We start from the raw sequence: 23,773 nt of genomic DNA, 5'->3' as shown, positions 1-23,773 counted from the left end.
AATTAATGGGAATGATCTAAAAAAGATTTCTGATGAGTTGAGGCTTTCTTTGGGACAAGTTGAATCTATTATGGAACAACTTCAAAGTAGAGCTAAGCAGTATCCTTCTCTTGGGTTTATATGGAGTAAATAGCACGCCTGGACTCTGCTACAATAACATCTCAATGGTTTATAGCAGCACCTACACGATTAATCAGTATTTGTTCAATTTCTTTCGCATCGTCAAGGTGGAACATATGTGAAGACTTCTCAACCCAAAGCAATTGTTTAGATATGGTTGCCACTAGTTGATCGAGGTATGTTTGAACGAGGCTGCCGTAGACATGAACGTCTTTACGTCCGTGAATAAAGAAGAGGGGAATCTCGATTTTTTTAGCGGTCCTAAAAAAGTTGACTGTGGAAAAATCCTCAATCATTTGCTGCGAATAAGATAATTTGAACCCTTTGTAGAATGAGTTATACATATCCTTTAACGTGTAGTCAGGCGAATAGAGCATAATTTTAGCGGCATCCATTAAACTGGGCGGTTTGATCTCTTTATCTTTGTAGATCATGGAATTAAACTTCATTAACCATGTTCGGAGCTGTCCCCATTGCTTGAGGCTTTCAGTATAAGGCGGCTCGCCTAATTGAGTTAACTGATCAACCGCTTTTTTGTTTCCTCTTCTTATGGCTTCTGATATTGCCCATTCCCTGCATAGCCGGTCGTTCTGAGTCCAATCAATAATTTGGGAAATGCCTACGTAGGCGTGTAATTTAGCCGGGATTTTTGCTGCCAGCGAGAGGCCGATTACGCTTCCCCATGAATGTGCGGCAATGAGTATTTTATCCTGGTTAAAAGATTCCCTGAGATAATCGACAACCTCTTCAGCGTCGGACATAAACTGGGAGAGCCTTATTGAGTCTTTGGGGATGTTTGGATGATAGGATTTCCCTGTGCCTCTCTGGTCCCAAAAGACAAGCACATAATGCTGAACAAGCTCTTTCGTAGTAGCTGCCACCGTATAATCCCGGGATCTGCAGCTTACACCTGGAAGCGGCATACTTGGACCGCCATGTATAAAAAGAAGCACTGGTTTATCGCTATGTTTGGCTTGTATTAGAATCGATTGCTTAATCCCGCCAATGTCCAATTCTTCAACTGCACTTATTCCAGACTCCGGTATCCTGAAATCTCTCTTTCTTGAGAGTATTTTCACATAGCTCACCAGCCTTTTTCTTGAATGAGCTTCATTTTACCATGAGGTGCCCCTCGGGCGACATCACAACGGTCACTACAGTTATTTACACTAGGCCAGTTGTAATGGTTATATTCCCAAATCATGTTTGAGCGGTTCAATTCGGGTATATAACAATAAAGAGGTGTCAAAATTCCTCTATAAAGGGGCTGTTGAATAATGTCAACCCGTTTAAATGATCAAAAGATCGTTCCGCATTTATGGTACGACAAGGGGGCAAAAGAAGCGGCAGAGTTTTACGCTTCCGTATTCCCGGACTCAAAAATTACGAATGTAACCACACTACATAACACACCATCTGGTGATAGCGATCTAGTCTCCTTTGAAATATGGGGTCAAAAGTTCATGGCGATCAGCGCAGGACCCTATTTTAAAATCAATCCGTCTGTGTCTTTCATGGTTAACTTTGACCCATCTCGAGACAAAGATGCGGGAGAGAGAATAAACGAGGTTTGGAACAAATTATCTGATGGTGGCACAGCGTTAATGCCGCTCGATAAGTACCCGTTCAGCGAGAGATATGGCTGGATTCAGGACAAGTTTGGTTTGACGTGGCAGTTAATTCTAACCAACCCAGAAGGCGAAGAACGCCCTGCGATAATACCGTCGATATTGTTTGTCGGAGATATATGCGGTAAAGCGGAAGAGGCGATTCATTTTTACTTGTCCGTATTCAAGAACTCGAAGCAAGGACTTACTGCTCACCACTCCAAAGGCATGGAACCCGACAAAGAAGGGACGATCATGTTCGCTGATTTCATGCTTGAAAATCAGTGGTTTGCCGCTGCGGATAGCGCACACGAGCATAGATTCAGTCTCAACGAGGCAGTTTCATTCATGGTGTATTGCGACACACAAGATGAAATTGACTACTATTGGGAAAGGCTCTCAGCGGTTCCTGAAGCCGAGCAATGCGGTTGGCTGAAGGATAAGTATGGTGTGTCTTGGCAGGTCGTGCCGAGAGAAATGGACAAGATGATGAGCAAGGGTACACCGGAGCAGATTGCTGCCGTAACAAAAGCATTTCTTAAAATGAAGAAATTTGATCTTGCGGAATTAAAGGAAGCATACCACAGATGATGTGATTCAGATCCCAAGAAATCCCACACAAAATAGTCCCTCTTTGCACTAATGTAGCGACGGCGGATTGTGGATTTGCCCACGGCCCGGCTCTATATGAAGTATTACAAAAAGCGACCTTGACCGGCCGCTTTTTTGCGTTCATTTGTGAGTTAAATTGCTAGGCAATGTTCCTTAATAATCTCAGCCAATTCATCAAAGGGGTATTTGTGGTTGACCATATCTACCGTGAAATCTTCGACTTATTTAGCATTCATTTGCGACAGCACAACAAACCGTTTCTTCATATCTTTCGTCACAACCAGTTCATCCAGCGTGGACGTTTGGATACCTTGCGGTACTTCTTTCAGGATCTGAGTAATGGTTGGCTCGCCGTAGAATATTGCTTCCGGATTGTTGCTGAAATGCTGCGGGATCAAAACTTTAATATTCATGCCATACAGGGTCTTGAAAATATCGGCATCATGAAATGTTTTGGGGCCGTATTCACCGGCATAGGTCAACATGACGTCCGCATTTTTCACGGCCTTCAGTGCCTCTGGCGATTCAATCCGATCCGTCTCTCCCATGTGTACAATCTTCAGATCGCCGAATTGAAAGACGTAAATTTCGTTGTCTCCTAAAGAGGCTACATGCTTGGATGGGAAACCGGTTATTTCAACGCCACCGACTTGAATGGGTTTATCCATCAAGGCGGGGGTGATTTTTTGGGGATCTCCCTTAAGCTGGTTCAGACCCGGAACATGATCCTCATGATAATGGGAGACGGTGTAGGCATCCACCTTCATATCGGGGGCAGGGCCAAAGTATGTTGTAAATTGTGCGGGGAATGGATCGGTCAGGATTGTGGTTCCATCAGGAAATGTTAAGTAAAAGCATGAATTCCCCACGTATTTGATCGTCAAGGAACCTTTTTTGGCCGGTTCTGCGCTTGTGGCGGATGGTTCAGCGCTGGGTTCGCTGCTTGCCGGTGCTGGAGATGCTATATCTGCGGCGGTTGGTCCCGCGTTAGCCTTTACGCTTGTTGCGTCCGTTTTCGAGCACGCTGCCAACAGGGAACAACACATCAAGATCATTAGGAGCACAGCCAGGCTTTTATTTTTGGTTTCAAGCTTCATAATATGACCCCCTCGGGAGATTTAACTTACAAGGGCATCATACCTGATCTGCTTTGCTGTAAGAATGGTGTATCCGCAATAGTTGTTTGCTTATAAGCAGGCTTTGCATATATTCGAATTTCTGTCTTATTTCATACGGGGGAGTAGTGATATAATCAGGATTTGAAAATGTCTTACATGGCCAACTGGGGTGAAGGATATGGAGTTTGTAACCATTGGTAGAGAAGTGCATTCCGGATACTGTATTCCTCTGTTTTTCACAGAAAATGAATCTTGTATAGAGAACACAGTAAGCATAAGCAGATGGGGCCTCATCCTAATCGAGAAGGGGTCAGGCATTATATCTTCCGGGGGACTGCATACCCCCTTTACTTCGCCGGTAGTGCTGTGCATCAATGAAAAGGAAGTTGCGAAGCTAAGCGCGCCCTCGGATATATCCATGAAGTCCGTTTATTTTGATCCATTGGTTGTGAATAGCAAATTCAACTTCGAGAATGTTCGCCATGCGCATACTGATTTCTCCGCCACGGAAGAGCAGGACCTTTATCTGCTGCAGCCATTCATTGGGAGCGGCATCCAATCACCCCGCCTGTTCACAATAGATACTGCAAGTGCGCAACATATCACTAAGCTCTTGCGGCAAATGAACCAGACGCTGGTGTCCCAGAGCAATTCCCATTGGCCTTGTCGCTCACGCTCGCTGTTTTTGGAAGTTCTTATTCTCCTCTCAAAGCTAATACATGAAGAAGAAAGTCTATCAGAAGAGGATGCTGACCATAATGACATTGCAAACCAGGTTTTAGTTTATCTGCATACGAACTATTCGAACAAAATAACGCTGAACGAACTCAGTCGGATGTTTCATATTAATCGGACCACTATGAATCATCAGTTCTTTCAGCTCACAAATCTGTCTGTCATTGATTATTTGATCAAGTACCGCGTGCAAATAGCTGCAACATTATTGAGAGATACCTTGCTTCCGATCTCTGAGATCATGGATAGGGTCGGCTTTCACAATACCACGCATTTCTGGAGAATGTTCAAGAGGCATACCACACTCTCCCCCTCAAGCTATCGAAAACAAAATTGCTGGATGTATTCCTCAGGCGAGTAGGCTGTCGGGAATTCCGTGGTGGGATACGGATATCGGCGGATTTACCGGAGGAAATGGCGGTGACCCCAAATGTGTTTTTTACGGCGATTGTAAGTCTGCCGACAGATGATTAAACCGTGCTGCGCGGACAAAGTTGCATATAAGCAGGTCGCTAGTTCGCTGCCCCTTAATCTACCCTGAAAGCCCGACCGTATTCGGCCGGGCTTTCAGGTCTATGCGATGGTATAACCTTATTTTGCTTGCTCGTCAGGCTGATGAATGCCAAACAGATTGCCTTCCGTATCCATGTAATACCCTTGCCATGCCATTCCGGGCAGTGCGTACTTGGGCATGGCAAGCTTGCCTCCAAGCTTCAGGATGGCGGCTTCCGTAGAATCGTAATCCCCCACTCCGATCGTACAGGCATAACCATTAAGAGCTTGTCCGGGCTCAGGAGAAGGACCTTGACGCTTCATTAATGCACCATTGATTCCGAGCTCGCCTGAATCACCAGTCGTGGCTCCAAAATAGGGCATTCCGGCATATTCGCTCCAATCCTCAAATGTCCATCCAAATACCTCACCATAAAACGTCTTGGCACGCTCCATGTCATCTACATGAATTTCGAAATGAACGATTCGGCCCATGATCTCCTCCTATGTTTTGACTTCCTGGCGTTCTTTAATTATACTTTCCTTTTTCGCAAAATGTATAAAATTTAATTGAAAAAGTTTCATACTATGAGGAAAGGTCAAGGTCTCCGTCTGCTCATTCCAGATCTAATGATCATTGAAGTTGCCGTGCAGCAGGAGGATCGGGTCGCTTTTTTCTGAAGTCTGCGCATACAAAAGCCGGGCGGCATCAGGGAACTGATGCCGCCCGGCTCTTTTTCATAGAACCGTATTCTACTTCAAGTTGATCAATCGGCTGATAATGACCGCCGCCTGGGCCCGGTTGGAGATGCCCTTAGGTCCGAAGGTGTCCGGAGTCAATCCGTTAACTACGCCCTCTTGGGCGAGCAGCGCTACAGCCTCTTTGGCATACGCCGCGATGCTGTCCTTATCAGTGAAACCGGACAGCGCCTGGTCCGGGTTAAGGACGGTCTTGCCCTTGAACTGCTTCAAGGCATTGGCCGCGATGATAGCCATTTCTTCGCGGGTCACGGCGCGCTTCGGATCGAACTTGCCGCCGCCGACCCCGTTGACAAGGCCGTTCTTGACGCCGGAGGCGATGTAGCCGTAAGACCAGTCTGTGGTCTTCACGTCAGTGAACGACGCGGAGGCCGCCTCGTCCAGCAGGCCGAAGGCGCGGACGATCATAGTGATGAACTCGGCACGGGTGACTTCCTTCTTCGGAGCGAAGGAGGTTGCGCTGACGCCTTTCAGAATGCCTTTGGCCGTCAGTTCCTGAATAGCTGGAGCCGCCCAATCGAAATTGCCAAGATCGGTGAAGCTGGCCACAGGAGTCGAGCTTGGTACCGGTGATGCCGATGGAGCCGGTGTAGCGGTTGCTGACGGGGACGGCGTTGCCGTCGCCGAAGGCGATGGTGTCGCTGCCGAGCCGGAGCCTGTGCCCGGAGAAGTGCCGCTCTCCGGCGCCGGTTCCAGCGGACCGTTGTCCATGCCGTCGGCTTCCGTTGCCGCAGGAGCCGCCGCATAAATCGCGTTCGCCAGCAGGCGGAACTGATTCTGCGGATGGTACTTGTTCATCAGATCATTGGCGAACAGCGTGACATGGACACCGCCCTGCTGGTAGTTCAGCGCCAGCACCTGGCCCTTGGCCGCATCGCTGTTCGGCCACCAGCCGGCTTTGAAGAAGTCATCGCCGGTTCCGTATTTCGCCAGGATTTCCGCGCCTTCCGGAACGGAAGTAATGAATGCGGCCGATACGGTGTACAGATACTCGGAATCCGCGTAAGGGGCTGTAATGACGCTGTTCTGGGAAATATCCGCTTTGAACAAGCCTTCGTGAGCGTCGGTCCGGCCTGCGGAATTCACTGGATTCGAATAGTTCAGTCCCGGCAGGACGTTCAGTCCTTTGACGGTGTTAAGCATGCTTCTGCCATAGCCGATGAACGGCTTGCCGGAAGCGATCAGGTTCGTGCCGGAGTTCACCAGCACGTCGGCCGCCGCCGTATCGGAGGTCACGTTGAACCCGAGATCCGCCAGCATATAGGAGACGGCGCCCCCGATGGCTACGGACGGAGCCTTGAGCAGCTTGCCGCTCTTGTCGCTGGAAGTGCTGAACGGCACGATATCCAGCAGGTATTTGGAAGCGACCGTCCGCAGGTTCGAACGGGATACGAGGAAGCTGCCTTTTTCATAGCCGCTGCCGCCGTTATCCAGCAGGATCACCGCTTTTTTGTTCCGGATCAGCTCATTGACCGCTTTGATGGCATCGTTATTGCTATTGCGGATCACGTAATTTTGCTCGAACGGAACGGCATTCAGGTCGGTGACCGGTATCGTCACGCCGCTTACCGGTTCGGTTGCGCCCGCGAAGGCGCCCGTGGTCCGCAGGACATAACGGTCGAAGCCGCGCATATCCGCAAAATTCTGCACCGTATCCGAGTACATTTCCTCGAAATCGGAGACGTTCAGTCCATCGTATAGCACCAGATTGGCATAGCCACGTTTGGCTTGGTGCATGTTCACGACATAAGTTCCGGCCGGGTACGTCACCGAGTTCACAGTTATGGGACTCGTCGTGCGCTCGACTTTGACGTTATTCCGAAGCAGATATTGAACCATTTTGTAGACTTCGAGCTGGTTCTTCTGCAGGGACTTGTCTACGGGGAGTACATAATACTCCGGGAAGAAGTTCGCATTGCCGGCACGGGGGCGTCCGATGACTTCATAGTTCCCGTTGATCAGATACTGATCTACAGCGCTGTTGTCTTCATTGGCAATGCCGCGCTTGAATACTTCAAGTTGGTTCAGGAAGAGCTCGTCTTTATGATTCATAACATAGCTGGTAGCGCCCAGAGCGCCGTAATAAAAGGCATTCAGTCCCTCTTCGTTCAGTTCAGGAACTTCGATTGTGTGTCCCAGTGCACCCTGGTGCATGGCGAACACTGCCGTATAGGCCGGGGAGGCGTCATCCCATCCGGTAGCGTAGGTGCCGGGAGGAGATTGATAGTTAGGGTCCTGTCTCAGCTTCTCGGTTTCCTCATAAGGAATCGTGTAGGAGTTGTACTTGGTGTTGGCGATGCCTGCGTTCCCGATGGCGTTGGCCTGTGCCAGCATGCTGTTCAGCACAAGATCGTATTCGATATTCGGATCATGCGGCGGCGTGCAGGGCTCGATCAGGAAACCGCTGACGAAACCGTGTAGGTCCAGGAAGGACAGTGGTGTCCACTTGGCAATTTGCGCTGTAACCGCCTGGGTTTCGGGCTGCGTCTGATACGAGTTGTCCCGGTTCGGGTCAAGCAGTGTGGAGGTTGCCCGTGTGTTCAGCGCGCGGCCGTCCGGGTTCTCCACATAGTCCAGCAGGAAAATCACATGGTCCAATGCGGCGTCGATATCCAGCGTCACCGGGACGACAATGCCGTTCGCATCGGTTGTATCGTAGGTGACGAACTTCTGCGTCATTAATGTATCCAGAAACTTGATGATCGCATCGACGCCGTTGGCCTCATCGGCATGAATGTTGTTCAGCCATATCGGCACTTTATAATCCGTAAGCTGGCCGTTCTTGATCTTCTCCTGCAGCGCGGCAGGATCGTTCATCATCAGCGGCAGCGTTTCATTCAAATATTGATCGACGGATGCCTTGTCCTTGGCAACGATCGAGAAGTGGATATCCCGGCCTTGTGTAGATTCGCCGATCTTCTGATACTCCACATAGCGGCCGTATTTATTGTTGCTGTCCGCCGTAATCCGGTCGATGGCCGGTTTGATCTCATCATATGTGTGATAGTCGTCGTAAGCATTCAGCTTCACCTTCTGGGAAGCGAGCACACCGCCCGGAACGGAGCCAATGAGATCATACACCCCGACCCGCTTCACATACTCGGCGCGGATTCCGGTTACAGACAAATTCGATCCATACAGGATGTCGAATGTAATGTCCGCCTTGTAGGTGGAGCCGGTTACGGTTTCATACTGAACCTTAATGAAAGGGTCCCCGGTGTACGCTCGTACACTGGATGCATTGTTCCATTTCTTCCACTCGGCAATCGGTTTCATTTCCTCGGCTGTTCTGCCGAAATTCCAGACGATATCCGAAGTCGATGCCCCATCGGGCAGCGTAACCATCAGCTCGAGTGTTCTGGCCTCCGTCATGGAAGCCTGGTATACCTCGGACGTTACAGTAGGGGCCGCTGCTCCGGATTCGGAAACCTCCGGTGCGGTCTGCGGCGCCGTATCAGCAGTGGCGGAATCAGCTGCGGTAACGGCTGCCGAAGCGATAGGCTCGGCCAGGGCTTGTCCGGCATAAGCAGCAGGCATAAGACCGGTGAAGACCAAGGTCCAGGCCAGTAAAAATGATAGAATCCTCTTATTCATATCCTGCCTCCCAGTGTTTTGGATATATAAGTTCAGATCTTTCTATAAAGCCTGCAGGATGTACGGCCCTCCTTTCAGATTCGCATTCCGCACACCAACCTCCCATGCGATGGCAGGAACGAATGAATATGTATGAATTTTTATGATTATTCATTGCATTATAATAAGTTAGATACTAATAATTTGGAAGATCAAAAAATGTAAATCATAGTTTTGATAGATAGATCCGGATTACCAGGTGGGGTACTCGTAGTCTGGAAAAATCATCAATAAGCGATTGTTATATGAAGTACATGGGATAAATTTAGCAGGAAGATCCATACTGCGGGAATTGCCGTTTTCCATTAAAAAAACTCCATCCTTTCGACAGCGGTTTTTAGAGATTCGCAGACTGGACGAGCAGGCAGTGAACTGTCTGATAGCAGATGAGTATGTTTTTGTCACGAAATCTTACAGGAAAAATCCCTGGATAAATACAATATTTGTGAATTACGCCTAAAAGTTCGGAATTTCTTTGTTTCATGTGACGATCATGCGCCGGAACTCGTTATAAATAGCACGGATTCTATATATAATGTGAATCAACTTGACATGACGGTTAGCCGGTTAACTGCGAATTCAAATCAGGGGGTAAGGGTGAATGGAGAAAGCAAAGGGCATGAGGGTGTTCTCAATGGGGCTTCAGCATGTATTGGCTATGTATGCAGGAGCTATAGTGGTCCCTTTGATTGTGGGAAGGGCTCTTAACTTGACTGCTGAGCAATTGGCCTACTTGGTATCGATCGATTTATTCACCTGCGGCATCGCGACCTGGTTCCAGGCACGTAAGGGCAAATATCTGGGCGTAGGGCTGCCTGCGGTACTTGGGAGCTCCTTCGTCGCAGTGACACCGATGATCGCCATCGGTTCCCAGTATGGAGTCCCGGCCATTTATGGCTCAATCATTGCTGCCGGTCTCTTTATCATGCTGGGGGCGGTCTTCTTCAGCAAGATCGCCAAGCTGTTCCCTCCGGTTGTGATCGGTACGGTCGTCACGCTGATCGGTCTTTCGCTGATCCCCACAGGCATTAAAAATATGGCCGGTGGCAACGGCAGCAAGGATTTCGGAAGCCTGGACAATCTGGCGTTGTCCTTCGGGGTGCTGGTCCTCATTCTGCTACTTAATCGTTACTCCCGCGGTTTCATCAAATCGCTGTCCGTGCTTGCGGGAATTCTCATTGGCACACTGGCGGCCACGTTAATGGGCAAGGTCGATTTCTCGCCGGTTCAGAGTGCTTCCTGGTTTCATCTGCCGCAGCCTTTTTACTTCGGGACGCCGTCCTTCGAACTGGGCCCCATTCTCACGATGATTATCGTGGGCATGGTTGTCATCATCGAATCGACCGGTGTGTTCATGGCGCTGAGCAAAATCTGCGACCAGCCTCTGACCGACAAGGACTTGGCCCGCGGCTACCGGGCCGAAGGCCTGGCCTTTGTACTTGGCGGGATCTTGAACGCATTCCCTTATAATACCTTCGCCCAGAACGTGGGACTTGTCCAGTTGTCCAAGGTCAAGACAACCAACGTCATCGTCGTTGCGGGAGGCATTCTAGTCTTTCTCGGGCTTATTCCCAAAATCGCGGCGTTTGCCACGATCATCCCCAGCGCCGTGCTGGGCGGAGCGACGGTTGTCCTGTTCGGCATGGTCGTCTCATCCGGAATCAAAATGCTGCAGACCGTGAACTTCGGTCAGCAGTCGAATCTCCTGATCGTCGCATGCTCTATAGCCCTTGGCGTCGGTGTTACGTCGGTTCCGGATCTGTTCGCCCAGCTGCCGCAGAGCATCAAAATCATTGTCAGCGACGGCATCATCACCGGTAGTCTGACCGCCATCCTGCTCAATGTCTTCTTCAATCTTGGCCCCAAGAAGAGCAGTATGCCGGTTCAACAGGTAAAAGAGGTATCCTGAGGCTAGGCATTGGCAGTCTTCGCAATCTCCGTTATGAACGAAGCGGCAATCCGCGCTTTATGGCAGGGCGGATTGCCTGTGAGATCCGGCCTAATATATTCGGCTAATATACTCCGGATCTGCTGCATCATCAGGCCCGCTCGTCGGAGCGGGCTTCGGCATGATGTCATCCTTGAGGCGGCGACAAATGACATATAGGGTTCAAGCCAATCCGCAAAGTTGATATCCTGTGATCCCCACCAATTCAATCCTTGCCGCAATCAATTACGGCAGCTTGGACTCAGCCGCACTCAAGGAAGCGGCTATCTGTTTCTCATAGCCGTAGATGGCCTTCCAGCAGGCATTGATTTTGCCGAGCTCATTGTACATCAAGGCCATTTCCGTTGCCGCTGTAATCGCTGCGCCCTGCTTGACGGCGAGCCGGTATCTCTTGCCCGCGGCGGTTCGTGTCCGGTTGGCGGCCGCGATCTTCTTGTTCTCCGCCGTAACCTGCTTGCGGAAATTCTGCACCGGGACGAGGGAGTCCGTCACGAGCTTGGCCGTGGCCGAGGCGGACTTCTTGGCTGCGGCCAAGGCTTCCTTGGCGTTCTTGATCTCCAGCCGGGCGGCTTCGACAGACGGCTTCAGCTTGTTCCGCTGCAGATCCAGCAGGTCGGCGGATTTCTTGTCCTTGCTCTTCCTCGCTACCGCCGCGCGCTTGCCAAGATCGCTGTACTGCTGAAGCAGCGCGGCGTGCTTGCTAGAGACCTGCACGGACGCCGAATTCAGCTGTTCAATCTTTGCCTTGTCGATCAGCTTCACCTTGGCGGCAATACTCTTCTGCCTGTCATCGTTGCGGCTCCTCAGCTCCTGAATCTGCGATTTCTGCAGCTTAATAGCGGTCTCAAGCGCGGTATAGCCGTCATAGAGCTGATCGATACCACCGATGGCGGCGGTGAATTCAGGCTCGAACGCGGCGGCATGGGCCGGGGCGGCGAGACCGGGCAGGGCGGCAAGCAAGGCGCTAATAATACACAGCACGATGATCGGACGACAGGCAAGATTCCGTAAACGGGTCAACATAAGCATCTCCTCCAATTGCATATGAATCCACATCGCCCGGTTGCAAACACAAAAAAGCACCCTGCAGAACAAGGCCTTTCAGCCTATCTTCCGCAGGGTGCTTCCCTGACACGAACGATATGATTTGACTCAACTATACAAGAAAAATCAGGGAATTGTCAATATTTTTTTGCGAACAAATGTTTGTTGATTAAGCTGCGCCCTCGGCTTCAGCCCCGCTCATTTTCAGCGACTTGGCTCCCCGGAGGTAATAGAATACCAGACCTACAGCCAGCCAGCTGCCCCCGAGAATGAGAGAGTCGATATCTAGCAGCGTAATGAGATACAGGACGAATCCGGCGCCGAAGAGCGGGCACAGCAGGCGGATAAGCAGGTCCTTCGGGGACCTTTGCTTCAAGCGGATGATGTAGTGAAAAATAACGGACAGGTTCACGAAGAGGAAGGCCGTCAGCGCGCCGAAGTTCACGAATTTGATCGCCGTATTCAGGCTGATAAAGAGAGCCGATAGGGAGATAATGCTAGCCAGGATGATATTGAACACGGGTGTGCGGAATCTGGGATGAATGGACGCGAATGCTCTGGGCAGGAGCGACGTTCGGCCCATGACGAACAGCAGCCGGGTGACGGTAGTCATGGATGACATGCCCTGGGACAGAATCGAGAAGATGATGACGAAGGTGAACACCGAGGCCAGCATACTGCCGCCGATGGACTGCATTAGCTCAAAGCCGGCCGAGTCCATATTGGTGAAGGTGAAGGACGGATACATTTGCTGAATCAGATAGGCTGTGGCGAAGTACATCAGACCTGCCAGCACGACGATGATAATAATGGCGCGGGGAATGGTTTTGCTCGGCTCCTTCGTTTCTTCCGCCATCGTGGTGATGGAATCAAAGCCGAGGAATGAGAAGCAGACGAGCGAAGCTCCGGCCAGAATGGAAGAGAAGGATACCCCTTTACCCGCGGCAAAAGGATTGAAGCCTGCCGTAATCCCTCCCTGTAGACCTTTGTAGACAAGAAGGGCACAGAATCCTGCGATAAACACAATTTGCATAAGAACGAATATCTTGCTCACATTGGCGGATTCCTTGATCCCGACGATGTTGATGACCATGACGGCAGCGGTGAGCAACACGATCCACACCGAGGAGGGAACCGAAGGGAATTGGGCGTTCAGGTTAATGCCGAACATCAGCACGGCAATGATGCAGGAGAACAGGTAGTCGAGCAGTACCGCCCAGCCTACCAGAAAGCCGAGAAACGGATGAATCGCTTTGCTTACATACGTATATGCGGAGCCGGAGACGGGAAAGGCGCGTGACATTTGTCCATAGCTTGCAGCCGTGAAGACGATGGCCACGAAGGCCAGCATATAAGCCGCGAGAAGCATGCCTTTCGCACCATCAAGCAGCACACCGAAACTTGTAAAAAAGATCATGGGCGACATCCAGGCCAGACCCATAGTCACGACATGGGATAAAGACAGATTCCGTTTTAATGTTAGGTTATTCGACATTTGCATCCCTCCACCAAATTTGAGAAACAGCAGCGAAACATTGGCTATGTCATGACACCTCACATTGTTGCAGGGGTTTTTCGAAAAATCAAGTCTTTTTTTCAGAAAATAAGACGAACATATGTTTGGAAAAGTGAGTTTTCCATACAATCTGCCTGGATTTTTGGAGATCGCACGTCTTTTTTTCGGAAAAATGCGTAAGGTTTTATTGCGCAGGACCCGAAATTGTGTTAGGATTCGTTACACAAGCGATTTCATAACAAGGTCTTCTAGGGTTCCGGGCTCTCCTCTGGGGAGTCGGCTGGTCCGAGAGAAGGCGCATCGGCGCGTTAGTCGCCCCGGTGTACACGGCGGGAAAAAAGCCCGGGAGAATCCATCAAAGTCAGCTTTGATGCTTCTCCCGGGCTTTTTTATTTTTTTTCGGCAAGTGTTCAGGCAGTTCAAGTCCAAATCCGCATACAGGGGGAATTAAGATGACATCACCATTCTCGATTACGCTGCAGCCTGGAGGCAAATGGTCCGCACGGATCGGCAAGGGCAAGTCCATTACACTGACGGCGGCCGGAGACGGCGCGAATCTCTCCGCTCTGCTGTACGATGCCTTTCATCCTTCCGAGCGCTACAATATGCCGGATTCGCTCAAGGCGCAGCACACCGCTTTTTATACGGCTGGACATGTACTGATGAGCGATCAGGGAAGAGTGCTGGCTTCGGTCACGGAGGATACGGTCGGCTGGCATGATCCGCTTGGCGGGTATACGAACCGGGCGGGTACGGACAGCAAGTACGGATCGACCTCCTATCAGCAGGAGCGGAACGCCTGGCGCCGCAGCGGTGAGGAGAATCTGGTTGTAGAGCTGTATCGGCATAACCTGACGCCTCGGGATTTGAGCACACCGGTCAACTTTTTCTCCAAGGTGATCTGCGAGCTGGACGGCTCCATGCGGTATATCCCTCAGGAAACGGCGGGACGGTCGGTTGCGCTGCGGACGGAAATGAATGTGCTGATGGTGTTCTCGAATACGCCAAATCCCCTGAATCCGTCGAAGGATTATCCGGAGTCGGCTGTAACGATCTGTGTCGCGGATGCCGCACCGGTCCAGGAGGATGATCTCTGTGTTAACCACTGCGGGGAGAACCGGCGGGCTTTTGAAAATACATGGAATGCCTACGCATTGATGAGAGGAGCGAACTAACATGAGTACATTTCAACCGGTAATGAGCGAGAAGACGGCAGCCGAGGCGGTCTACGACCGAATCATCCCGGCCGGAGAAGGATGGATTCATAACCTGCTCCCGGGCCAGGTGCTGCGCATCGTCGATGTGGAAGGCAATCAGGCTGTAGATACACTTTTCTATTCGACGGAAGATCCGAGCGACCATTACAGCGCCGTCCGGACGATTACCCGCCAGCATAATTTGTACCTGACGACCGGATCGGTGCTTGTCGCCGAGTCGGGACGGGAGCTGCTGAGGATAACAGCCGATACATGCGGGCGTCATGATACGATCGGGGGCGCATGCTCCGCGCAGAGCAACACGGTGCGCTACTCGCATGATACGCTGCCGATGCACAACTGCCGGGATACCTTCATGCTGATGCTGTCGGGACGCAGCGAGTTCACCAAGCGCGATCTGGCGCCGAACGTGAATTTTTTCATGAATGTGCCGGTAACACCGGAAGGAGAGCTGGTCTTCGCCGACGGCGTGTCGGGTCCGGGACGCTATGTAGAGCTGACGGCGCTCGCGCCGGTCACCGTGCTGATCAGCAACTGTCCGCAGCTTAACAATCCATGCAATGCTTACAACCCGACACCGGCGCAGGTGCTGATCTGGGATGTTGAAGGAGGCGGCAGCCATGTTTAAAAAAGTACTGATCGCCAACCGGGGAACGATCGCCGTCCGGATTATCCGCACACTTCGCGCGATGGGCATCGCATCGGTTGCCGTGTATACGAAGGCGGACAGAGACAGCCTGCATGTAGAGCAGGCCGATGAGGCGGTGCTGATCGGTGACGGCCCTGCCAAAGAGAGCTATGTCAATGCAGAATTGATTCTACGTACGACGGTGGAGACGGGCGCGGATGCGGTTCATCCGGGATACGGCTTCCTGAGCGAAAATGCGGCCTTCGCCAAAGCCTGCGCGGAGCATGGCATCACCTTCATCGGCCCGTCGTCGGAGCATATGGAGTTGTTCGGGCTGAAGCATACGGCCCGCTCCATGGCGCAGCAGGCGGGAGTGCCGATGCTGCCCGGAACGGGGCTGATCACAGACGCGGCGGAAGCGGCTGGCCGTGCGAACGGGATCGGGTATCCCGTAATGCTGAAGAGTACCGCAGGCGGCGGCGGAATCGGGATGCGCATTTGTCACGATGAAGCGGCGCTTCGGGATGCGTTCGACTCGGTAACCCGGCTTGCAGCCGCCAACTTCAACGACGGCGGGGTGTTTTTGGAAAAATACATCGCCCGCGCCCGCCATGTTGAGGTGCAGATCTTCGGGAACGGAGAAGGAGAAGCCGTCGCGCTCGGCGAGCGGGACTGCTCGGTGCAGCGGCGGAACCAGAAGATTATTGAAGAGACGCCGGCGCCGCTGCTGCCGGAGGCGGTCCGCCGCGATATGCATGACAGTGCGCGCAGGCTCGCGAAGGAAGCCGGTTACCGCAGCGCGGGAACGGTGGAGTTTCTCTATGACCCGGATGCCCAGCGTTATTATTTCCTTGAAGTGAACACGAGACTTCAGGTTGAGCACGGCGTAACGGAGGAAGTGCTTGGCATCGACCTGGTCGAGTGGATGATTCTGGAGGCCGCGGGTACGCTCAAAGGACTGGAGGAGCGGGTCCGCGAGCCTCAAGGCCACAGCCTGCAAGTGCGTCTGTACGCAGAGGACTGCGCCAATAACTTCCGTCCGGGCGACGGCCGTATCGATGCCGTCATTTGGCCGGAGCAGGCGAGAATCGAGACGTGGATTCAACAAGGTCTGGAGGTCACCACTCTCTATGATCCGATGCTGGCGAAGATTATCGTGCATGCCGGTACGCGCCGGGAAGCCATCGCCAAGATGGTGGACGCACTGCAGACGCTGCGCGTATATGGGGTAACGACGAACCAGTCTTATATAGAAGCTTTTTTGCAGACGGAGGCTTTCAAGGAAGGGCTTGTCTATACAAACATGCTGAACGGCTTCCTTCCGGCGGAGCGTGCAATCGAAGTGCTGGACGGCGGCGTACAGACGACGGTTCAGGATGTTCCGGGACGGATCGGCTACTGGGATATCGGCGTCCCGCCTTCGGGTCCAATGGATCGGCTGGCGTTCCGCATCGGCAACCGGCTCTTGGGCAACGAAGAGTCGGCGGCGGGTCTTGAAATGACGCTTCGCGGCGGTTCGTACCGCTTCCGGGATGAGCTGCTCTTCTGCCTGACAGGAGCAGATATGAATGCGGAGCTGGACGGCGTGTCCGTGCCGCTGTACACCCCGGTGCAGGCGAAGGCGGGTTCCGTACTGACGCTTGCTGAAGCTGCGGCGGGTATGCGGGCCTACCTGCTGGTCGCAGGCGGGCTTGATATGCCGCTGACGCTGGGCAGCGCTTCGACCTTCACGCTCGGCGGCTTCGGCGGGCATACGGGCGGCGCGCTGCGGCCGGGAGCTGTGCTGCGCGTCCATCCGGGAGCGGCTGCGAAGCCGCTACCCGCGCTGGAGGCCGCCTCCATCCCGAAGGCGGCGAACGAGTGGACCATCGGCGTCATCCCGGGTCCGCATTGTACGGCGGAATATGTGCTTCCCGCCTATCTGGACCAGCTCACCTCGACCGTGTGGGAGGTTCACTTCAACAGCTCCCGCACCGGTGTACGCCTGATCGGGCCTGCCCCGCTCTGGGCGCGTGAGGATGGCGGAGACGCCGGACTTCACCCGTCGAACATTCACGACAACGCCTACGCAGTCGGCGCGCTGGACCTGACGGGCGACATGCCGATTCTGCTCGGACCGGACGGACCGAGCCTTGGCGGGTTCGTCTGCCCCGTGACGACGGCTACCGCCGAGCTGTGGAAGATCGGCCAGCTTCGTCCGGGCGACAAAGTCAGCTTCAAGCTGATTACCGTGGAGGAAGCCGAGGAGCTGCGGGCGGCGCAAGAGCTGTATCTTCAGCGGCTGGGGGAAAACGCGGAGCTGCCGGGGCCGTTGAAGCTGCCGGAACCGCCGGAGTTGACGGGACTGACGAGATTGTCCGAGATGCCTGAGATGCCTGAAATGCTGGAGCTGCTGGGATTGACGGGACTGTCTGAAATGACTGAAATGACTGAAATGACTGAGATGCCTGAAATGCCGAAGCTGCCGGAGCTGCCCGAGGTTTCGCGCGGCGATTACATGCCGCTCATCGCTTACGAAGAGGAAGGCCGCCGCTTCAAGATCGCGGTTCGCTGCTCCGGCGACAAGAACATCCTGGTGGAATACGGAGATCGGGAGCTTGATCTCCTGTACCGGTTCCAGGTGTATGTGCTGATGCAGGCCGTAAAGGACAGCGGCAGCATTCCTTATATTGATATGACGCCGGGTATCCGCTCTTTGCAAATTCATCTGGATGCTTCCCGGATCACGGTCAAGGAAGCCGCCGCGAAGGTCATGGAGATCGACCTTGCGCTGCCATCCCTGGATTCCATCGAAGTTCCGTCGCGGATTGTGAAGCTGCCGCTGTCGTGGGATGACCCTGCGACCCGGCTGGCTATTGAGCGTTATCAGCAAAATGTGCGCCCGGATGCGCCATGGTGCCCGAGCAATCTGGAATTCATCCGCCGGATGAACGGATTGGGCTCTCTGGAGGAAGTCGCCGAGGTTGTATTCAACGCTTCCTATCTCGTGATGGGACTTGGCGACGTGTATCTCGGCGCGCCGGTCGCCGTCCCGCTTGATCCGCGCCACCGACTCGTGACAACGAAGTACAACCCGGCGCGGACGTGGACGCCGGAGAATGCCGTCGGCATCGGCGGAGCTTATCTCTGCGTCTACGGCATGGAAGGCCCCGGCGGCTATCAGTTCGTAGGCCGCACGGTGCAGATGTGGAACAAATTCCGCCAGACGGCGAACTTTGTGGAAGGCAAGCCCTGGCTGCTCCGCTTCTTCGATCAGATTCGCTTCTATCCGGTCTCCGAGGAGGAACTGCTCCGGATGAGAGATGAGTTCCCCCGGGGAGAGTTCACGGTTGAAGTTGAAGAGACTACGTTTAATCTAGGCCAATACTTAAGCTGGCTCAAAGAGATTCAGGAGGAATCGGCTGCTTTTCGGAAGCTGCAGCAGGCGTCTTTCCAGGAAGAGCGCGATCTATGGAAGCGGCTCGGCATCGCCGAGCATGTATCCGAACCGGAAGGCTCCGCTTCCCATGAGCAGGAAACGCTCCCTGGCGGCAGCCAGGGTGTGAACAGCTCGATGTCGGGCAGCGTCTGGAAGGTGCTGGTGAAACCGGGCCAGAAGGTACTGAAGGGCGACACCATTATAATAGAAGAAAGTATGAAAATGGAATTCTCGCAGTTCGCTCCGTTTGACGGCGTTATCGCATCCGTCTTCGTCGAATCCGGCGATCAGGTGCGTGCGGGAGACTGCATTGCGGCAATTTATCCACTGGAGCTGGAACAGGAGGCGACAGCGTCATGAGCATACAAGCCGTTCCCTTTGAACTTACTTTCGAATCGCTCCGCGAAGGCTATCTGTCCGGCAGCTTTACGCCGGAAGAGGTGATTGAGGCGATAACGAGCCGTGCGGCACGGGACCGGGACATGAAGATCTGGATTCTGGAGCCTTCCCTGGAGCGCATCGCGCCTTATCTGGAGCGGCTGAAGACGATAAATCCCACCGATTATCCGCTGTGGGGCATCCCGTTCGCGGTGAAGGACAATATTGAAGTGGCGGGCTGGCCGGTTACGGCAGCCTGCCCGGATTTCGAATATGTGCCGGACCGGCATGCGGCGGTTGTGGAACGGCTGATCGCGGCCGGCGCGGTGCCCGTGGGCAAAGCGAACCTCGACCAGTTCGCCACTGGCCTGGTCGGCACCCGCAGCCCTTACGGCGACACGCATAACGCGCTGCGCCCCGAGCTGATCAGTGGCGGCTCCAGCTCCGGCTCAGCCGTTGCGGTGGCCCGCGGACAGGCCGCTTTCTCGCTTGGCACCGACACCGCCGGCTCCGGCCGCGTACCCGCGGCCCTGAACGGCCTCGTCGGCTACAAGCCGGCCGTCTCGGCCTGGCCGTCGGCAGGCGTCATCCCCGCCTGCCGGAGCATTGACTGCGTGACCGTGTTCGCCCGGTCCGCAGAGGATGCGGCGGCCGTTGACAAGGCCGTCCGCGGACTGCTGGCGGGCGATCCGTATTCCGCCGCCCGCCCGCTGAACTTACCGGAGCAGCCTTCCGTATGGCTGCTCCCCGCAGATCCGCTGCAGTTCTACGGCCCTTTCGCAGCGGAATATGAAGCTGCGTGGGAGCGGGCGAAGCAGCGGATAATCCGGTCCGGCGTACCGGTGAAAGAGGTAGACGCCGGTCTGCTGCAGGAAGCGGCAGCCCTGCTGTACGAAGGTCCGCTCGTCGCCGAGCGGTGGAGCGATCTGGATGCCTTCATCGAAGAGCATCCAGGTGCGGCGCTGCCGGTGACGGAGACGATTCTGCGCTCGGGAGCGAGAGCGGAGTTCACGGCAAGCGCCCTTTTCAAGGCCCAGCACCGGCTGGCCGAGATCAAGGCGCTCACCCGCCGGTGGCTCCGGCGGGCGGTGCTGGTGCTGCCGACCTGCGGCGGCACATGGACAAGGGAGCAGGTGGCGGCCGATCCCATTGCGACCAACAGTCAAATGGGACTGTACACTAACCATTGCAACCTGCTCGACTTAAGTGCCATTGCCATTCCCGCCGGAATGGCCGGGCCGAAGCTGCCGTTCGGCATTACGCTCTTCACGGTGCCGGAGGAAGAAGGGAATCTCATTCCGGCCTCCCGGCACTTCATGCGTCAGCAGGACAACATCCGGGTGGCCGTCTGCGGGCTGCATATGCGCGGCATGGGACTGGAACCGCAGATGACCGGTTATGGTGCGGTGTTCGTGGAGGAGACCGCGACCTCGGAGAATTATCGGCTGTATAAGCTGCCTACCGAGCCAGCTAAGCCGGGTCTGGTCCGGGTTCCTTCAGGAGGGGCATCCATCGCCGTTGAGCTGTGGGATATGCCGGCGACTTCCTTCGGGCTGTTCACGGCATCCATCCCGGCGCCGCTCGGCATCGGCCAAATTGAGCTGCAAGACGGCCGGACCGTCTCCGGCTTCATGTGCGAAGCCTATGCGGTTGAGGAAGCTTATGAGCTGACCTCATTCGGCGGCTGGAGAAAGGCGATGGAGCTTAACATTTAGCGGAATCCTCCGGAATCTGGCAGCCTGCGCGCAAGCTGGAGAACCAGCTAGTAGGCGCCTATTGCCGGGGAATCGTCAACTATCTGTCAGCCTGCGCGCAAGCTGAAGGACCAGCTAGTAGGGCGTCTATTGCCGTGGAATCGTCAACGATCTGGGATCTTGCACGCAAGCTGGAGAACCAGCTTGTAGGCGCTTATTGCCGGGGAATCGTCAACTATCTGTCAGCCTGCGCACAAGCTGGAGAACCCGCCTTTGTGCCCGGTGCCGAGGAATCCTCCGGGATTTGGCATGTTGCCCGCAAGCTGAAGTACCACCACGGCTGTCTTAAAAAAATGTCCGCACTATAATGGAACAACCCAAAAATGACCTCAAAATCCACACTGAAGTGGAGGATGAGGTCATTTTTAATAGCTGGATTATCGTACAAAGTGGGGGATGATAAATCCCAAAACGACTTTTGGATATCCCCTTGATGAGCGATTCCACGGCTTGGAGCAGTCTTGCGCTTTTCACCTATATTGGCATATCGCCCGCAGCACTCTACAGCGCCAGCGCCTCTTCGGTGATGCGCTTGATATCGATGGGGGAAGCTTTGCTCTCCTCAATAATGTCCGGGAGTATCCGGCTCAGGAAATAGCGGACGCATTCCAGATCGATGTTTTTGATTTTGACCAGGGCGCCGCGGTACATGGTGATGAATTCTTTTTCCATATTGCCACGCTGCATCTCGGCAAAAGCCTCGTAGACCTGATCCATCTTGTCGGCCACCTCCAGAATCAGCCCTTCCACGGAGTCGTCCTTACCTTCCCGCAGCTGCCTGCGGAATATAGCCTGAAATTCCTCCGGAATGTTCTCGTCGATGAAATGACGGACCATGCCCTCCTCCACCTGCTGAAGCATTGAGCGAAGTTCAAGGGAATAATGCTTGACCGGCGTCTTGATGTCGCCAATAAAAATTTCGCCGTAATCATGGCTGCTCGTAATCTCATAAAGCTTCTTCCAATCGATCGCCGTCCCGTGCAGCTCTTCGATATCAGCCAGCGTCTTGGCATACTGCACTACTTTCCAGGAGTGGGCGGATACGCTGTGCTCTTCGAATTTAAACTTGCCGGGGGCGCGGATGATACGTTCAAGATCATTCAAAGATCGAAAGTAGGCGTGAATTCCCATATGTGCACGCATCCTTTATGTTGGAATTAGGGTATGAGCCGACTATACTTTATTTATGTCAACGCAGAATTAACGGAGTTTAAACGGCGCTTCCTTCCGGCGCGGGCAGGCCGCGATGTGAATATGCCTATATTCTATATTTTCCCGTTTTGGGTATACGGATTCAACAGGTTAGCCGCCGGTCCGTATCCAAGCTCTTTTATGGAATAGATGTAGAGGTGGAGCGTCCTTACGGACATATGGAGCAGAAGAGAGGAAGTGCTTCAGGTTGGGCAGACGGGATGGACAGATGAGCTGGAAGGTTCTGTTTGACGAAAAATTTATGCGGAAGCATACGGCGTACAACAGTCTGGATGAATTTCTGGCTTCAGGGGGATTCGGGATTGGGGAGCTGGAGGAGATTGTGCGGCTGGACAAGGAGAGGCTGGACTGCTTCATTGCCCAGGGCGCCGGGTTTGAGAAATGGGAAGACATGCTGAGCGAAGCGCTGGGGGACTATTTTGAGAAAACCTTTGGCTTCTATGATATCTAACTTGGCAAAGAAAGGCATGATGCGGCATGAAACGAAGTTATCTGATTTTGTACGGGCTTGGAGGAAGTGGTCCGGAGCACTGGCAGTCATGGCTGTACGAAGAATTGATTGCCCGGGGCGAGCGGGTCTATTATCCCGATTTTCCAGACTATGACCATCCCGTTAAAAGTGAATGGATGCGTCGGCTGGCAGAAGTGCTGGAGACGATTCCGGAAGAGGAGGAACTGACTGTAGTCGCCCATAGTCTGGGCTGCATTCTGTGGTTCCACTATGCCATAGCGGCCAAAGTCAGACTGGCGAAGTCGCTTATTCTCGTCTGTCCGCCTTCGATACATACCCGGCTGGAGGAAGTGGCCAGCTTTTTCCCGGTGCCTGATTCCTTGGATGAGGTGGGAAAAAGCGCCGAGAACGGCGTGGTCGTCCTGTCGACCGATGACCCTTACTGCCGGATGGAAGATCTTATTCATTACCAGCGCCTCCATCTGCCGTCTGTGCTGCTGCCGGGAGTGGGCCATCTGAACGTAGCCTCCGGATACGGGCCTTGGCCGGAAATGCTGGAGCTGTGCCTGGACGGGCGATTCCGCTTGTGGGGACAAGGGTAGCTTGGCGGGAGTGCTCCCGAACAACGTCGCTTCACCCGCCAACTTGTCTTTCACTCTCGGAGGGGCAAGATTTATGATTACCATTTTTAACCTTTCATATTTGGTTACATTCTCATGGAGTTGAAATGGCTCTCTAGTCCCGATATGATTATAAAAAAGAGTCAGGAGAGTGCGGATGAGAGGATATAATATCGTACGCCCCTTAATGTTGATAATCGTGGCCCTGCTTACGAATATGCTGGTGACCAATCTGTGCCTCATGTTCGGCGTGGCGGCTGATGCCGCCAGCAATATCGGCATGATCGGCATGATCATCGCTGCCCTTGTGATGTACAGCCGGTTCAACAAACGCGGCAGGAAGAGGTAAGGCTGCCGTCACTGCTTCAGCTGAGCGCTTTTCTGTTGAGCGCGTCGTTAAGCCTTCGACTGGAAACAGTCGGGGGCTTTTTGGGTGTACGCCCAGCATGGGCGTTATCTTTAGGGTGAAAGTCCCGAACGGGGGCTGGCGAGCGCCTACCGTTAGCCAAGG

Annotated in this window: 18 protein-coding genes and 1 riboswitch; of the genes, 11 read left to right on the top strand and 7 right to left on the bottom strand. The window is 53.6% G+C overall.

What is annotated here, in order from left to right; genetic code table 11:
- Nucleotides 1-161: 161 nt before the first annotated feature.
- Nucleotides 162-1,208 (bottom strand): alpha/beta fold hydrolase, encoded by a 1,047-nt coding sequence (locus KIH86_RS26090; protein WP_235775611.1) that lies wholly within the window; start codon nucleotides 1,206-1,208, stop codon nucleotides 162-164.
- 189 nt (nucleotides 1,209-1,397) lie between these two features.
- Between KIH86_RS26090 and KIH86_RS26085 the strand changes: the two genes are divergently transcribed.
- Complete coding sequence (locus KIH86_RS26085; protein ID WP_223083324.1) at nucleotides 1,398-2,318, top strand: VOC family protein; 921 nt, start codon at nucleotides 1,398-1,400, stop codon at nucleotides 2,316-2,318.
- A gap of 242 nt (nucleotides 2,319-2,560) precedes the next feature.
- Here the strand turns inward: KIH86_RS26085 and KIH86_RS26080 are convergent, their stop codons facing one another.
- Nucleotides 2,561-3,436: an MBL fold metallo-hydrolase gene (locus KIH86_RS26080; protein WP_223083323.1), complete on the bottom strand. Its 876-nt coding sequence runs from the start codon at nucleotides 3,434-3,436 to the stop codon at nucleotides 2,561-2,563.
- Nucleotides 3,437-3,635: 199 nt separating this feature from the next.
- On the opposite strand from KIH86_RS26080, the gene KIH86_RS26075 reads away from it, so the two are divergent.
- The gene (locus KIH86_RS26075) at nucleotides 3,636-4,553 is read left to right on the top strand and encodes a helix-turn-helix domain-containing protein (protein ID WP_223083322.1); all 918 of its coding nucleotides are present in this window, start codon (nucleotides 3,636-3,638) and stop codon (nucleotides 4,551-4,553) included.
- 230 nt (nucleotides 4,554-4,783) lie between these two features.
- Here KIH86_RS26075 and KIH86_RS26070 read toward each other — a convergent pair whose 3' ends face one another.
- Nucleotides 4,784-5,179, bottom strand: a complete 396-nt coding sequence (locus KIH86_RS26070; protein WP_223083321.1) for a VOC family protein — start codon at nucleotides 5,177-5,179, stop codon at nucleotides 4,784-4,786.
- 258 nt (nucleotides 5,180-5,437) lie between these two features.
- Nucleotides 5,438-9,037: an S-layer homology domain-containing protein gene (locus KIH86_RS26065; protein WP_223083320.1), complete on the bottom strand. Its 3,600-nt coding sequence runs from the start codon at nucleotides 9,035-9,037 to the stop codon at nucleotides 5,438-5,440.
- A 640-nt stretch (nucleotides 9,038-9,677) separates the two neighbouring features.
- Between KIH86_RS26065 and KIH86_RS26060 the strand changes: the two genes are divergently transcribed.
- The gene (locus KIH86_RS26060; RefSeq protein ID WP_223083319.1) at nucleotides 9,678-10,985 is read left to right on the top strand and encodes a nucleobase:cation symporter-2 family protein; all 1,308 of its coding nucleotides are present in this window, start codon (nucleotides 9,678-9,680) and stop codon (nucleotides 10,983-10,985) included.
- A gap of 264 nt (nucleotides 10,986-11,249) precedes the next feature.
- Here KIH86_RS26060 and KIH86_RS26055 read toward each other — a convergent pair whose 3' ends face one another.
- Both KIH86_RS26055 and KIH86_RS26050 read right to left on the bottom strand, forming a co-directional pair.
- Nucleotides 11,250-12,047, bottom strand: a complete 798-nt coding sequence (locus KIH86_RS26055) for a hypothetical protein (protein ID WP_223083318.1) — start codon at nucleotides 12,045-12,047, stop codon at nucleotides 11,250-11,252.
- Nucleotides 12,048-12,237: 190 nt separating this feature from the next.
- Entirely contained in the window at nucleotides 12,238-13,563 is a 1,326-nt protein-coding gene (locus tag KIH86_RS26050; protein WP_223083317.1) for an APC family permease, read from the bottom strand.
- 258 nt (nucleotides 13,564-13,821) lie between these two features.
- Nucleotides 13,822-13,935, top strand: a riboswitch (guanidine-I (ykkC/yxkD leader).
- A gap of 101 nt (nucleotides 13,936-14,036) precedes the next feature.
- On the opposite strand from KIH86_RS26050, the gene KIH86_RS26045 reads away from it, so the two are divergent.
- The 5 genes from KIH86_RS26045 to KIH86_RS26025 all read left to right on the top strand — a co-directional run bounded on the left by KIH86_RS26045 (nucleotide 14,037) and on the right by KIH86_RS26025 (nucleotide 21,287).
- Nucleotides 14,037-14,759 (top strand): urea amidolyase associated protein UAAP1, encoded by a 723-nt coding sequence (locus KIH86_RS26045; RefSeq protein ID WP_223083316.1) that lies wholly within the window; start codon nucleotides 14,037-14,039, stop codon nucleotides 14,757-14,759.
- A gap of 1 nt (nucleotide 14,760) precedes the next feature.
- The gene (locus KIH86_RS26040) at nucleotides 14,761-15,429 is read left to right on the top strand and encodes an urea amidolyase associated protein UAAP2 (protein ID WP_223083315.1); all 669 of its coding nucleotides are present in this window, start codon (nucleotides 14,761-14,763) and stop codon (nucleotides 15,427-15,429) included.
- Nucleotides 15,422-19,207, top strand: a complete 3,786-nt coding sequence (locus KIH86_RS26035) for a 5-oxoprolinase/urea amidolyase family protein (RefSeq protein WP_223083314.1) — start codon at nucleotides 15,422-15,424, stop codon at nucleotides 19,205-19,207. The genes KIH86_RS26040 and KIH86_RS26035 overlap by 8 nt, the downstream gene beginning before the upstream one ends.
- A complete protein-coding gene (gene atzF / locus KIH86_RS26030) occupies nucleotides 19,204-20,940 on the top strand; it encodes an allophanate hydrolase (protein ID WP_223083313.1) in 1,737 nt (578 codons plus the stop codon). Before KIH86_RS26035 ends, atzF begins: the two co-directional genes overlap by 4 nt.
- Before the next feature lie 134 nt (nucleotides 20,941-21,074).
- Entirely contained in the window at nucleotides 21,075-21,287 is a 213-nt protein-coding gene (locus tag KIH86_RS26025) for a hypothetical protein (protein ID WP_223083312.1), read from the top strand.
- Nucleotides 21,288-21,480: 193 nt separating this feature from the next.
- Here the strand turns inward: KIH86_RS26025 and KIH86_RS26020 are convergent, their stop codons facing one another.
- Nucleotides 21,481-22,110, bottom strand: coding sequence for a YfbR-like 5'-deoxynucleotidase (locus KIH86_RS26020; protein WP_223083311.1), 630 nt, complete (start codon nucleotides 22,108-22,110; stop codon nucleotides 21,481-21,483).
- Nucleotides 22,111-22,378: 268 nt separating this feature from the next.
- On the opposite strand from KIH86_RS26020, the gene KIH86_RS26015 reads away from it, so the two are divergent.
- From KIH86_RS26015 to KIH86_RS26005, 3 genes are all read left to right on the top strand, one after another.
- The gene (locus KIH86_RS26015) at nucleotides 22,379-22,642 is read left to right on the top strand and encodes a hypothetical protein (protein ID WP_223083310.1); all 264 of its coding nucleotides are present in this window, start codon (nucleotides 22,379-22,381) and stop codon (nucleotides 22,640-22,642) included.
- 26 nt (nucleotides 22,643-22,668) lie between these two features.
- Nucleotides 22,669-23,244, top strand: a complete 576-nt coding sequence (locus KIH86_RS26010) for an RBBP9/YdeN family alpha/beta hydrolase (protein WP_223083309.1) — start codon at nucleotides 22,669-22,671, stop codon at nucleotides 23,242-23,244.
- Between the two features lie 175 nt (nucleotides 23,245-23,419).
- Complete coding sequence (locus KIH86_RS26005; protein ID WP_223083308.1) at nucleotides 23,420-23,611, top strand: hypothetical protein; 192 nt, start codon at nucleotides 23,420-23,422, stop codon at nucleotides 23,609-23,611.
- The last annotated feature ends 162 nt before the right edge of the window (nucleotides 23,612-23,773 follow it).

Source organism: Paenibacillus sinensis, assembly GCF_019904155.1.
GTDB lineage: Bacteria > Bacillota > Bacilli > Paenibacillales > Paenibacillaceae > Paenibacillus_AQ > Paenibacillus_AQ sinensis.
The sequence above is the reverse complement of the archived record's forward strand: the minus strand, read 5'-3'. Positions and strand labels throughout refer to the sequence as shown.

Bases quoted from the DNA above. Each gene is read 5' to 3' on its own strand.
- KIH86_RS26050 (WP_223083317.1), bottom strand. From the start codon at position 13,563: ATGTCGAATAACCTAACATTAAAACGGAATCTGTCTTTATCCCATGTC.
- KIH86_RS26085 (WP_223083324.1), top strand. From the start codon at position 1,398: ATGTCAACCCGTTTAAATGATCAAAAGATCGTTCCGCATTTATGGTAC.
- KIH86_RS26010 (WP_223083309.1), top strand. From the start codon at position 22,669: ATGAAACGAAGTTATCTGATTTTGTACGGGCTTGGAGGAAGTGGTCCG.
- KIH86_RS26035 (WP_223083314.1), top strand. From the start codon at position 15,422: ATGTTTAAAAAAGTACTGATCGCCAACCGGGGAACGATCGCCGTCCGG.
- KIH86_RS26040 (WP_223083315.1), top strand. From the start codon at position 14,761: ATGAGTACATTTCAACCGGTAATGAGCGAGAAGACGGCAGCCGAGGCG.
- KIH86_RS26020 (WP_223083311.1), bottom strand. From the start codon at position 22,110: ATGGGAATTCACGCCTACTTTCGATCTTTGAATGATCTTGAACGTATC.
- KIH86_RS26080 (WP_223083323.1), bottom strand. From the start codon at position 3,436: ATGAAGCTTGAAACCAAAAATAAAAGCCTGGCTGTGCTCCTAATGATC.
- KIH86_RS26070 (WP_223083321.1), bottom strand. From the start codon at position 5,179: ATGGGCCGAATCGTTCATTTCGAAATTCATGTAGATGACATGGAGCGT.
- KIH86_RS26060 (WP_223083319.1), top strand. From the start codon at position 9,678: ATGGAGAAAGCAAAGGGCATGAGGGTGTTCTCAATGGGGCTTCAGCAT.
- KIH86_RS26045 (WP_223083316.1), top strand. From the start codon at position 14,037: ATGACATCACCATTCTCGATTACGCTGCAGCCTGGAGGCAAATGGTCC.
- KIH86_RS26005 (WP_223083308.1), top strand. From the start codon at position 23,420: ATGAGAGGATATAATATCGTACGCCCCTTAATGTTGATAATCGTGGCC.
- KIH86_RS26065 (WP_223083320.1), bottom strand. From the start codon at position 9,037: ATGAATAAGAGGATTCTATCATTTTTACTGGCCTGGACCTTGGTCTTC.
- KIH86_RS26055 (WP_223083318.1), bottom strand. From the start codon at position 12,047: ATGTTGACCCGTTTACGGAATCTTGCCTGTCGTCCGATCATCGTGCTG.
- KIH86_RS26075 (WP_223083322.1), top strand. From the start codon at position 3,636: ATGGAGTTTGTAACCATTGGTAGAGAAGTGCATTCCGGATACTGTATT.
- atzF (WP_223083313.1), top strand. From the start codon at position 19,204: ATGAGCATACAAGCCGTTCCCTTTGAACTTACTTTCGAATCGCTCCGC.